Source organism: Blastopirellula sp. SH421 (genome assembly GCF_057808535.1).
Genome location: NZ_CM173712.1, coordinates 3,986,737 through 3,999,515 on the forward strand (window position 1 = coordinate 3,986,737; position 12,779 = coordinate 3,999,515).

The 12,779-nt window shown below is 56.4% G+C and carries 8 protein-coding genes; 7 read left to right on the top strand and 1 reads right to left on the bottom strand.

What is annotated here, in order from left to right; translation table 11 throughout:
• Positions 1 to 11: 11 nt before the first annotated feature.
• Positions 12 to 452: a hypothetical protein gene (locus SH421x_RS16145; RefSeq protein WP_488850417.1), complete on the bottom strand. Its 441-nt coding sequence runs from the start codon at positions 450 to 452 to the stop codon at positions 12 to 14.
• Between the two features lie 253 nt (positions 453 to 705).
• Here SH421x_RS16145 and SH421x_RS16150 point away from each other — a divergent pair, with 253 nt between their 5' ends.
• The 7 genes from SH421x_RS16150 to SH421x_RS16180 all read left to right on the top strand — a co-directional run bounded on the left by SH421x_RS16150 (position 706) and on the right by SH421x_RS16180 (position 12,741).
• A complete protein-coding gene (locus SH421x_RS16150; protein WP_488850418.1) occupies positions 706 to 2,469 on the top strand; it encodes an MJ0042-type zinc finger domain-containing protein in 1,764 nt (587 codons plus the stop codon).
• Between the two features lie 249 nt (positions 2,470 to 2,718).
• Positions 2,719 to 3,759 (top strand): nucleoside hydrolase, encoded by a 1,041-nt coding sequence (locus SH421x_RS16155; RefSeq protein ID WP_488850419.1) that lies wholly within the window; start codon positions 2,719 to 2,721, stop codon positions 3,757 to 3,759.
• Between the two features lie 214 nt (positions 3,760 to 3,973).
• Positions 3,974 to 6,259, top strand: coding sequence for a DUF1592 domain-containing protein (locus SH421x_RS16160; protein ID WP_488850420.1), 2,286 nt, complete (start codon positions 3,974 to 3,976; stop codon positions 6,257 to 6,259).
• 34 nt (positions 6,260 to 6,293) lie between these two features.
• On the top strand, positions 6,294 to 7,670 hold the full coding sequence (locus SH421x_RS16165; RefSeq protein WP_488850422.1) for a DUF1552 domain-containing protein: 1,377 nt from the start codon (positions 6,294 to 6,296) through the stop codon (positions 7,668 to 7,670).
• Between the two features lie 332 nt (positions 7,671 to 8,002).
• The gene (locus SH421x_RS16170) at positions 8,003 to 9,691 is read left to right on the top strand and encodes a GntP family permease (RefSeq protein ID WP_488850424.1); all 1,689 of its coding nucleotides are present in this window, start codon (positions 8,003 to 8,005) and stop codon (positions 9,689 to 9,691) included.
• A 380-nt stretch (positions 9,692 to 10,071) separates the two neighbouring features.
• Positions 10,072 to 11,802 (top strand): L-arabinonate dehydratase, encoded by a 1,731-nt coding sequence (gene araD / locus SH421x_RS16175; protein ID WP_488850426.1) that lies wholly within the window; start codon positions 10,072 to 10,074, stop codon positions 11,800 to 11,802.
• Between the two features lie 30 nt (positions 11,803 to 11,832).
• The gene (locus tag SH421x_RS16180) at positions 11,833 to 12,741 is read left to right on the top strand and encodes a dihydrodipicolinate synthase family protein (protein ID WP_488850428.1); all 909 of its coding nucleotides are present in this window, start codon (positions 11,833 to 11,835) and stop codon (positions 12,739 to 12,741) included.
• Positions 12,742 to 12,779 lie beyond the last annotated feature (38 nt).

Consider the following 12,779-nt stretch of genomic DNA (forward strand, 5'->3'; position numbering starts at 1 on the left):
TGGCCTCCGCCTCACGCACTGCTCTCCTGCGCCGCGCCCCAATCTCCCGCCGCAGCGATCATCAGCAGACTGATCAGCCATAAGTAATAACCGGGATAGATGCTTTCTAATTGCGAGTAGGGAAACGCGATCAAATAAAACAGGGCGCACGCTACGCCGACAAACAGCGGCAAAGCGCAAAATCGGCTTGCGGTTTGGCAATAGTTGCCCAGCGCAAATGCACAGACGGCGGCCAAGTTGGCGAACAGCGAAATCCGGCACATCCAAGGCAACTCGGCCGCCGCGCCGCCGTGATCGGCATCTGCAAACGCAAGCACAAGCGACATCGCAAAACAGACAACTCCATACATAACTTCTCCATGACGCACCGCCGGCAGCGCCAGACTGCCCCCCAGTAGCAACAACCCCAGATAACCTAGCGGCTTGGGTCGCAATGGTAGCAATCGTTGCATGAGGCAAGCCTTGAAGCGCAGAGCAAAAGTGATTCAGTCCAACCGCCGCTTCCCTTTGAGCGAACGCGGCGCCTGTTGGTCTGTAGCACCCAACCGAAATTGCGCGTGACGCAGTAACATCGCGACGGTCCACCACCTTGGTCCGACAGTTTTTCCCCCCTGTCAGCGTCGTATTCAAACGCTTCTCGCATCCCCCCGGCCGAGCGGCTATACTTTTGCCGGAAGGTCACCTCTCTCCCCCATCCCAATCCACATGAACGCTCTCCTGATTATTTGCCCTCATTGCCAAGCCAAGTACCAGGTAGCCAGCGCTGACGTGCAAGGGAAGACGGTCGCCTGCAAAAAGTGCGGTCAAAAATTTGCCGCCAAAGTCATGCAGGCAAAACCCAAAGCGGCGCCAGTCGCTGCGCAAACAGCATCGCCTCCGGTAGCGGACGATGATCCGTTTGGTGATTTGATCAGCTCGGCGGCGAGCTCGGATCCGCTAGGCGGCTCATCCTTCGGTGCATCTCCCCTGGCGGCAATCCCGCGCAAGAAAGCTTCCAAGTCGTCCGTTCCATGGCTGATCATCGCGATCGGCGGTGGGGCGGTGACAATGTTGGTCGTGCTAGGAATCGTCGTCGTTTCCTTTCTGGGGAACCGGGATCCCGTAGAAGCGGCGAAACGTCTGGCCGAAGCCGACTACGCCGCCCATCAGCAGATCATTAATGAGCAGTACGACCTGGGGGTCGAGCTGATCGAAGCTGCCGAAGCGGTGAAGCAAGAGAGCGATATTCCCGCTTTGGTCCAAAAGGTCAAATCGCTGACGACTCGGACGCGCAGTCTAGCGAAACGGACTGGTCGTCTATATCAGCTCACAGAGGAACAGCTCGCTCGCTTGGATATTGAAGCAAAGAGTCGCACAAGACCGATGGAGCCTCGCATGCGAGCAGCCTTCAAAGATCTCGGCATCTATAAATCGGCGGCATTGTCCGATGCAGTGCTGGATTTAATGGAAGCGAACGCCGAAATCGGTGCGGCGGCCATGGCGGCCAAGCCGCGCAAAACGGTCGCGTTGCCAAAGCCTGCGCCAGCATCTACTTCTGATCCTGCGCCTGTTTCACCTTCCGCTCCGGCATCGGCTACCGTAACGTCTACGCCTGTGCAACCGACCGCGCCTGTGCAACCGACCGCGCCTACACAATCGACTGCGTCTGCCCAACCGACTACTCCGCCGGCTAAGGTCAGTAGCGGATCCACTGCCGGCGATCTGATCAAACAACGAGAACTGCAAACAGAATTCTTAATCATCAACGAAGCGCAGCTGGAGCTTGAAATTTCGGTCGCGCAGACGGGTGACGTCGAACGATACATCGAGGGGTTGGATCGACTCACTCAGCGTTTACGGACGTTGGACGAACGACTGAAAGCGACCTACTCTCTTCCGGCAGAGATACAGAAAGAACTGGACAACGAGTTTCAGACTCGCTACGCCGAAGTTTGGGATCGCCGCGAAGCGAACGATCTGGCCGCTAAACTGAATGACCCGTCCTTGAATAGCCAGGCTGCACGTTTCGCTCGGGGAGCCAACGCACATGCTCGCGACCAAATCACGCAGCAACTACAAAACGGCCCCACCCGGCCTCGTGGCGATACCAGCGAAGGGCCTGTCGTCAACTCGCACCAGGCCGGAAACTCTTTTCCTTCGGGTCCAAACGGAATGGGTGGCCCCGGCTTTGGAGGTCCCCCGCAGCGCTCTTCGTTTCGCGATCGGGTCGGCGCCGACAACATGGTGACATTCGAAGCTCCCAAGTTTAGCTCTACCCAAGTCGAGGAAATCGTCAGTCGACTGGAAAGTCAGCTCGAAACTCAAGGCTACGCAAGTCGTTCAGGCAGCAACATGAAGTACGCCATCTTAGAGCTCCATTACAGCGGCGACATCGCACAACTTGCCCAACAGATCGATTTCGCAGAGGTCGCGGAAGTCGTGGTCAATGAGCGTCGTATTCGGTTGAAGTCGATTACGATCGCCGAATAGAATCTCCGCAGCCCGTCGCATCCGTAAATCGAACTCTTTTTTCAGGCCATCTATCTCTGTGAAATCCGTATTCTCTCCCCTTCTGAACTCGCGTCTGGGGCTGGGTAAACGTTTCTGTTTGATTCAGACAGATTGATGCCGTTCTCGATAATAAGGCGTTAAGGCTGCAAAGCGCGTCTCGCCGTGTAAAATAGGATATCCACGTTCTCCTCCACAATTCGATCCGCTTGCGCGAAGGGATCTCCCACCGTGAAATTTTTTGCTGGCGTCACTTTATCGTTCGTGCTGTTAATAGCGCTCGTTTCCACCGCGATTGCTCAATCACCGCCGCGACCGGTTCCGCTGATCTTCGATACCGATATCGGTAACGACTGCGATGACGTCTTGGCGCTCGGGATGATTCACGCACTACAGTCTCGCGGCGAATGCCAACTGCTGGCCGTGACCATCACCAAAGACAATCCAGCAGCGGCGGCGTTTGTCGACAGCGTCAATACCTTCTATGGGCGCGGCGAAATCCCCATTGGCGTTTGCCACAGCGGAGTGACACCGGAGCTGGGCAAGTTCAACTCGCTCGCCGATGTGACCGACGACGGCAAGTTGCGTTATCCACATGATTTGATGTCAGGCAAAGCAGCGCCTGATGCGGTTACCCTGTTGCGACAAACGCTCGCCGCAGCCGATGACCACTCGGTCGTCATCTGCCAAGTTGGTTTTTTCACCAATCTAGCCAATCTGCTCGCTTCTTCCGCAGATGACCTCAGCCCGCTAGATGGAGCCGCATTGGTGAGGCAAAAAGTTCGCCTCCTCTCGGTGATGGGAGGTTCTTTCGTCGTCAATACCGATGCGAAAACCGGCGAGCGTAAGCGATACGGCGAGTACAACGTGATCAAAGATCTTGCCGCCGCACGCAAACTTGCGGATCAGTGGCCGACGCCAATCCTCTGGAGCGGCTACGAGATCGGCATCGCGCTAGAGTACCCTTATCGCAGTATTGTCGAGGACTACAACTATGTCCCGCATCACCCCCTGGTCGAGTCGTACAACCTGTACGTCGAACCGCCCCACAATCGACCGACCTGGGATCTGACATCGGTGCTGCAACCGATCCGACCGGACCGCGGCTACTTTGATCTCTCTCCCCCCGGCGATGTAACGATCAACGAACAAGGACACACGGTCTTTGCCCCCTCGCCCACAGGCCGTGATCGCTATTTGATCCTCCAAGACGCGCAACACGGCAAGACGCTAGAAGCGCTGACGCTGCTATCAAGCCAACCGCCAAAGTAACATTCAGGCGATAAAAATGCCGCCGCATCGGAGCAGTTGCGGCGGTATCAAGCAAAAATTGGATTCTCAGCGGGCCCCCTTTTTCCCTTCGATGGAACATGTGCACGGTTGTCGCACCATTATTGAGGGTGTTCTCAGGCAGGATTCACAGTTAAGATGAGAATTATCACCACGCCGCTCCTTCCCGCCCTGCAAATTCCCCCTCTGCGCTTCCATGTCATTCCACAACACCGGAAGATTTCTGCTCGCAGCGCTGTTGGTACAGTGCTGGATCGTTTCGGCTGTCGCCTTAGAACCAGAGTCAGCAGATCATTTTGAGGCGATCGTCCGCCCGGCGCTCACAAAATACTGCGCGGCTTGCCATGACCCGGAAGATCCCAGTAACCATATTTTGTTTCTGAAAGCCAACACGACGTCTGACCTGCAGCAATTGCGCGGGATCTGGGCCAGTACAGCGGCGCAGCTGCGTAATCGGACAATGCCGCCGCCGGATGAAGAACAGCCGAGTGAGCAACAGCGATTAGAATTGGCGAACTGGATTGACGATCATTTACGCGCAACCGCCTGTGAGCTTGGTCCCTATGCCGGCAAGGTGACGACGCGGCGTTTGAATCGTTTGGAATACGAGAACACGATTCGCGATCTGGTCGGCCCGCAGCTGGGATATCACGAAACGTTTCCGACTGACGGCGGCGGCGGCGAAGGATTTAACAACAACGGCGAAACCCTCTTCCTGCCGCCGATGCTGATGGAACGGTATGTCGAAGCGGCCCAGGAGATTTTGGACGCCGCGATTCTTACCCCGGCGCTAAAAGCCGAATTCAGCGGAGACCAACTGCTGCCGGCTGGCAAATCGCCAGGCAGCGAAGTCCGCACGCTCGAATCCGCCCAAGAGCTTGCGGCAGGCGCCGTCATCTATGTCGCCGGTGATTACGAGTTGACCGCGGTGGTGCGTAATCCCGCGAAACAGGATTTGAAACTCATCCTCAAACTCGATGGGTTGCCTGCGGATCGTTTTACGCTTAGTTCCCAGGAGAAGGAACAATCGCTGACGACGACGGTTCGCCTGAGTCGCGGTTTTCATGCGATCGCTCTTTACAATCCCGCCGATCAACCGAGCGTCGAACTGCTGCGTTTAAAGGTGCACGAAAAAGGCATCAAGCGTCCCTCCGATGCCCCCAAGTTTCACGATCGCATCTTTCAGGCGAAAGCAGGCAAGTACGAAAAGAACCGAGCCGCAGCCGAAGTAATCCTGCGACAGTTCGCCACGCGCGCCTTTCGTCGTCCGGTCGATGACTCGGATCTGGCGCCGCTGCTAGCCTTGTATGACCGGGCAGCCCATCGAGACGATCCCTATGAAGAATGCGTCAAGCTGGCTTTAAAAGGGGCGCTAGTCTCGCCTGCATTTTTGTTTCGCATCGAAGCGACTCCCACGTCCGCTAACCTGGAACGGATCAACGACTTTGAGCTGGCGACCCGGCTGTCCTACTTCTTATGGTCAAGCATGCCGGATGAGCGGTTGTTTGACCTAGCTCGGGAACAAAAGCTGCACCAGACGCCGGTGCTGACGGCAGAAATCAAGCGGATGCTGCAAGACGAAAAAGCGGATGCTTTTTTTGAGACGTTCACCGGTCAGTGGCTCGGCACCAAAGAAGTTGGCGGTAGCGTGTCGCCGATCAACGGCGAGTACAAAGGGATTTACTCTAGCGAACTCGCGGAGGACTTTCGTGCCGAAGCAATTCAGCTCACGACCTATGTCACAAGAGAAAACCGCTCGATCCTGGAGTTTCTTGACGCGGACTACTGTTTTTTAAATGACCGCCTGGCCAAGCATTATGCCCTGCCGCAAGTCAAAGGAAGTAAGCTGCGTAAAGTCGACGTGAGCAACGGTCAACGCGGCGGCCTTTTGGGGCTCGGCGGCGTCCACATGGTGACCTCGTACCCGCAACGTTCTAGCCCTGTCTTGCGAGGTGCGTGGGTCCTAGAAACACTGCTCGGAACGCCGGTCCCCAGCCCCCCAGCAGACATTCCAGCATTACCGAAAAAGGTGAGCGAAAAAAACAAGCTGACGTTCCGTCAGCAACTAGAAAAGCATCGCGACAATCCTTCGTGCGCAGCCTGTCATGATCTGATCGATCCGATTGGTTTTGGGCTTGATAATTACGACATGCTCGGACGCTGGCGCGATCAGACCGAAAACGGCAAAGACGTCGACGCGACCGGCGTTTTGCCTTCGGGCGAAAAATTTACCGGGCCGGCCGAACTAAAAACGATACTGCTCGCCAGAAAACAGGAATTCACTCGTCATTTAAGCCGAAAAGTTCTAGGCTATGCATTAGGTCGCAGCCTCGAAGATCCTGACAGTTGCACCATCGAAACGCTGGTAACTGCTCTAGAAGAAAACGACTACCAGATGCAGACGCTGATCGAGCAGATCGTCCTCAGTACTCCGTTTCAATATCAACAACTGACGACTAGCGCTCAGCCCGCCGCCCACTAAGCTTTCCGCCGTTCCCCCAATCAGGAGATTCGCGATGCCTCAACCTATCTCACGCAGGACGCTGCTTCAGGGAACCGGCGCGGCGCTCGCTTTGCCTTGGCTCGAGTCGATGAGCCATCGCAGTTGGGGTTCGGAAACGCTAAGCGATCCGCCCAAGCGGGTCGCGTTTCTGTTTGTCCCCAACGGCGTACGCTCTGATCAGTGGAACCCGGCCAAGACCGAGGATGGCAGTTTCGAGCTCTCGCCGATGCTGCAACCGCTGAAGGATGTGAAAGAAGAAATCACCGTCCTAGAAAACCTATGGAACAAGCAGACCGTCGGACGCAATGGGCACTGGCCCAAGGTGCCGGCTTGGCTCTCGGGTGGTTATGTCGAACGGACGTCAGGTCGAGACATCAACACCGGCGGCGTCTCGATCGATCAGGTGCTGGCCAGCAAGATCGGCGATCGTACGCCGCTCCCTTCGCTAGAACTGGGTGTCGATGCCGCATACACCGGCGTCGACAATGTCGGCGGCGGCTTCACGCGAATTTATGGTTCGCACATCGCGTGGAGAGATCCGCATACGCCGGTCCCCAAAGAAATCGTCCCGCGACTTGCGTTCGATCGCTTGTTTCGCACCACTTCGGCTGGACCGGTGGTATCGGGATTTAACCCTAATCAAAAAGCAGTCGCCGATTCGTTAGCGCGAGATGACGCCAGCGTGCTCGACTTGGTTTTAAAAGACGCTAAATCGTTACGAACCAAAGTCGGCGAAGGCGATCGCGCTAAGCTGGACGAGTATCTCGAATCGGTTCGCAGTGTCGAGAAGCGCATTGAGACCGCGCTCAAACCACAAAAACGCTGGATCAATTCAGGCCGCTTCGACCTGCCGCGTCCCGGCCCCGGCATTCCTCAAAGTCACGAAGAGCATGTCCGCTTGATGCTGGACATCATGGTCCTTGCCTTTTGGACCGATACCACGCGCATCTCCACGTTCATGCTGGGCAACGCGCAGACCGGACGTAACTTTGGCTTCATCGACGGCGTGAACGGCTCTTTCCATGGACTCTCGCATCATCGTAACGAAGAAAAAGAGCGCGCTCAGTACGAAAAGATTGTGCTGTGGCATATCTCGCAATACGCTTATCTGATCGATCGGATGCGCAGTCTCGATGAAGGGGGCCGCTCGCTGCTCGACAACAGCCTGATCATGTACGGCTCAACCATCAAAGACGGCAACACGCATCAGGAAGAAGACCTGCCGCTGCTAATGGCCGGCCAAGGAGGGGGCGCCTTCCAAACGAACCGCCGCATCACGGCCGCAAAGAAGACGCCGCTCTGCAACCTGTATGTCTCGCTCCTACGGCACATGGGGGTCGAAGCAGAAAGTTTCGGCGACAGCACCGGTCCCTTAGAAGGCTGGAGCTAACCGCAAATCCAACGCTCAAACCGCCGAGCAGCCTGAAGCAACCCTGCCTGCGCCCCAACCTGAACGACGCCACACTGCGGCGGTTCGATTTATCTGCCATAAAATCGTCGTCGACCTTAAACGAAAGTGGTCGGATCGCGGCCAAGCATTCTCGCTTTGCCCCTGTTTGCTTGCGCTCCACTCTTCTGCTACGCTCTGTTTACTTTTCGGTAGCCGAAAAAAATGAGGATTTGCCAATAAAGTCTCTCCGTAACACGGACCTTCCTTGACTCCATCCTTGCTGCGCAAATCCCCGCTTTCCGCTGGTATTAATAGAACAGGGCGTTCCTAAAATGTGGGCGATTGTTTTAGGAATGTTGATCGTCGTTTGCGGCGTGTTGTTCTTACGTTTGCACGCATTCTTGGCGCTTTTTTTTGGAGCTTTAGTCGTTTCGGCGGCGACAACTTCGCTGGCCATCACCGGCAGCGTCTACCACGAGCACACGGCGCAAGTCGCCGCAGTCTCCGGCAAGCAGCTCTCGCTGACTGGCATAGGCGATCAACTTCAGCAACAGTCAGGGGCTTACTACCTGACCAGCGCAGGCAGTAGTCCGACCAAGTCGACCGCGGATTTGGTTTGGGTCGATCGATTTACCAACGCAGGCGAAACGACGTCGGCCTATCTGCAAGAGGAACTTCCCGATGATTCGCAGAACTTCAACCCTCGCTTGCTCGTCCCCCAAGACATCTACGATCAGGCAACCCTATTAGCTCAGACCAGCCCGATGAACCGCGTCGCCAACGCGTTGGGTGACACCTTTGGCAAAATCGGTGTACTGATCGCGATGGCCTCGATCATCGGCCAGTGCTTGTTATCGAGCGGCGCGGCGGAGCGAATTGTCTTGGGGATTCGTCAAGCGCTGGGCGAAAGATGGACCGCGCTGGCGTTTGTGATCAGCAGCTTTGTGCTGGCGATTCCGGTCTTCTTTGACACGGTCTTCTTCCTAATGTTGCCCCTGGCGCAAGCGATGGCTCGCCGCACTGGGCGCGACTACTTGAAGTATGTCATGTCGATCATTGTCGGCGGATCGCTGGCCCATTCGCTGGTGCCGCCCACGCCGGGTCCGTTGTTTGTCGCGACCGAACTGAATGTCAGTATCGGCGCGATGGCGATCGGCGGAATCTGCGTCGGCATTTGGGGAGTCGCCGCTGGCTATGTGTATATGATCTGGGCCAATCGCCGCTGGGTCATTCCGTTACGCTTGGCTGCGAACGAAACGCCCACTGATGGTGATGCACTACCCAATTCGCTGCCTGATTCGCTGCCTGTCAGCGGCGCCCAATTACCAAGTTTCGGGTTTTCGATCTTGCCGGTCGTGGTTCCCATCTTTCTCTTAGCATTGAAAACGATCAATCAGACCTGGATGCCTACTTTTGACGCTCCTTGGCTGCCGATCTGGAATACGACGATCTCCTTTTTGGGAGACAAGAACATCGCACTATCGTTGGGCGCGATCCTGGCGATGCTAACCTTGATCGCAAAGCCCCATACCACTTGGACCAGCTTAGGCAAATCAGTTCAACAGGCGCTCAGCGAAGGGGGCGTGGTAGTGTTGATCACCTGTGCTGGCGGCGCCTTTGGTGAGATGATTCGTCAAACCAATGTGGGTGCGACGATCGCTGATTCATTGCCTGCATCAGTGGGTGGAACCGGTCTGCTGATCACAGCCTTTCTCGTCACCTTGATCATTCGCGTGATTCAAGGCTCGGCGACGGTGGCTATGATTGCCGCAATCGGCATTGTCGTGCCGGTCGCGACGCAGATCGGACTTCCGTTTCACCCCGTCTACTTGGCGCTGGCGATCGGCTGCGGATCGAAACCGCTCCCCTGGATGAACGACAGCGGCTTCTGGGTTATCAGCCGCATGAGCGGTTTCACCGAGCAAGAAACGCTGAAAACCTTTTCGGTCCTGCTTACCATCATGGGCTTCGTCTCGTTTCTAGCGACGCTGGTCGGTGCAATCTGCTTTCCGTTTGTTTAAGAGCCAGCTTTTGCCATTTGAAGTTGCACTACTCGACGAGAAGGGAAGAATGGAACACGGATACCACGGATAAATAACGGCGTTTCACGGTCAGAAATTGTTGTTTGTGCAGGAAGCTGGCATTTTCAAATTGGCTTGGTTAGTAAACCGATTTGACGTGATGGGAAATGCAATTCTCCCCTCTTACCGTGTAATTCCGTGATTCATCCGTGGTATCCGCGTTCCATTCTTTCTTTGCCCTCCAATAGCGCAACTTCCGCACTTCCGCACCCGGTTAGGCGTCTGTTTCGAGAACACCTGTTTAGGCTAAAATGGCGCCGATTCAGTTAGCGATTCACTCCCCGATGTATTACCTGACTCTCCGTTAAATTGATCCTGCGATGCCTACAGAATCCTCTGAAAACCCCGAATTAAATAGCAGTCGCTGGTTTGCTCCTGACAGTCTCCGCGGCTTTGGGCATCGCTCACGTCTAAAAGGGATGGGCTACGACGACCAAGACTTTAAGGGAAAGCCGGTCGTCGCGATTCTCAACACGTGGAGCGATCTGAACACTTGCCATTCGCATTTCCCCGAGCGGGTAAAAGAGGTCAAACGCGGCATCTGGCAGATGGGGGGCTTTCCGGTTGAAATTCCGGTGATGTCGCTTGGCGAGATGATGATGAAGCCGACGACCATGCTCTATCGCAATCTCTTAGCGATGGAGACCGAAGAGGTCCTCCGCTGTCACCCGATCGACGCCGCGGTGCTGATGGGCGGCTGCGACAAGACCGTGCCGGCGATGATCATGGGCGCCATCTCATCCGATCGGCCCTCGATCTTTCTGCCTGCCGGACCGATGCTAAAAGCTCGCTGGAAAGACCAGACGCTCGGCAGCGGCAGCGACGCGTGGAAGTATTGGGATGAGCGTCGCGCTGGCAATCTGTGCGATGAATCGTGGGGCCAAATCGAAAACTGCATCGCGCGGTCGGCCGGTACCTGCATGACCATGGGAACCGCTTCGACCATGTCAGCGATTGCCGAATCGATGGGTTTCACACTGCCGGGCGCATCGTCGGTTCCGGCCGTGATTGCCGAACACTCACGTCTGGCGGTCGCTACCGGACGTAGAGCGGTCGAAATGGCCTTGCAAAACCTGCGCCCCTCCTCTTTTTTAACGCCGGCCTCGTTTGATAACTCGATCGTCACCAGCATGGCGATCGGTGGCTCGACCAATGCGATCGTGCACATCATCGCAATGGCTCGTCGAGCTGGGATCGAATTGACGCTCGAGCGTTTTGACGAGCTTTCGCGCACCACTCCGGTGCTGGCCAATATTCGCCCTGCCGGCAAATTTTTGATGGAAGACTTCTTTGATAGCGGTGGATTGCCGGCGCTGTTGAAGGAATTGGGTTCGCACATCGACGGCTCCTGCCGCACGGTCAACGGCTGCAACCTCGCCCAAAACATCGCCGGCGCCGAAGTGATTGACGCCGACATCATTCGCTCGCTGGACAATCCTATTTCTCCGACCGGCGGTACGTTTGTCCTCCGCGGAAACCTTGCCCCCTCAGGCTGCGTCATCAAACCGACGGCCGCCTCGCCGCGATTGTTGGATCACATCGGCCCTGCGGTCGTGTTTGACAACTATGCCCAACTGAAAGCTCAACTCAACGATCCAGCGGCCGGCATTACAGCCGATTCGGTGTTGATCTTGCGCAATGCAGGCCCCCAGGGCGGCCCCGGTTTTCCAGAATGGGGCATGCTGCCGATCCCCGATCACTTGCTCAAGCAAGGCGTTCGCGATCTGGTCCGCATCTCCGACGCGCGGATGAGCGGGACCAGCTATGGAACCTGCGTGCTGCATGTCGCGCCCGAAGCGGCAGTTGGCGGACCGCTGGCGCTGGTGCACAGCGGAGATCTCATCCAACTGAACGTCGAACAGCGAACTTTGAATCTGCTGGTTGATGAAGCCGAACTAACCAGGCGCCGCACGCAGTGGAAGCCGCCCCAGCCCCGCTACACGCGCGGCTATGGCGCGATGTTTCTGAAGCACGTGACCCAAGCCGATCTCGGCTGCGACTTTGATTTTCTGCATCACGGCGACGCGACGCCGGAACCCGAAATTTACTGAGACAGCTCCCACCAAGGACCTTCATTGGCCATGAACACCCAACCCATTACCGCTGCTACCATTGCTCGTTCTGTCTGGGCCGTCCCCTCAATGGCGCGCACCGCCGCAGGCGAACTTGATCGGCAGGAAAATGCAAAGATCATCCGCCATATCGAACAGGGAGGCATTTCGACCCTCCTCTACGGCGGCAACGCCATTTTCTATCATCTAACGCTCTCCGAATATCGAACTGCATTAGAGTTGATCAGTGAGCTGGCCGCCGAGGACTCGCTGGTCATTCCTGCGATTGGGCCCGCCTATGGCACGATGCTCGACCAAGTCGAGATCTTGCGTGATTTCAAGTTTCCGACGGCGATGGTGCTGCCGCAGCGAGATGTCGTCTCGTCGGCCGGAATCGCGAAAGGGATTCGCACTATTGTCGAACGACTCGGCAAACCGATCGTGCTCTATCTGAAATATGACGGCACGGTCTCGGTGGATGACACCACCTCGTTGGTCAACGACGGGCTGATCTCGGCAATCAAATATGCCGTGGTCCGCAAAGACTACACGCAAGACGAATACTTGCGTGGACTGACCGAGCATGTCGACACCAGTCTGATCCTCAGCGGGCTCGGTGATCAACCTGCGATCGTACACATGCGCGACTACAACCTCGGCGGGTTCACCACCGGCTGCGGCTGCGTCTTTCCCGAGCTCTCCGTCGCGCTGCTGCAAGCGATCCAAGCCAAAAACTGGGAGCAAGCCGAAGCGATTCGCGAGCGATTTCTACCGCTCGAACAACTGCGCGACGGACTAGGCCCGATCAGCATTCTGCATCGCGCGACCGAACTTGCAGGCATCGCCCAAACCGGTCCCATTATCCCGCTGCTGTCCGAACCAGATGCGTCGGTCCAACAACAGATCACCGCAGCGATTCAACAGATCCGCGCGTCGTAGCAGCGGCCCATTATCATCGCCAATTTTCAGCGTTTGGA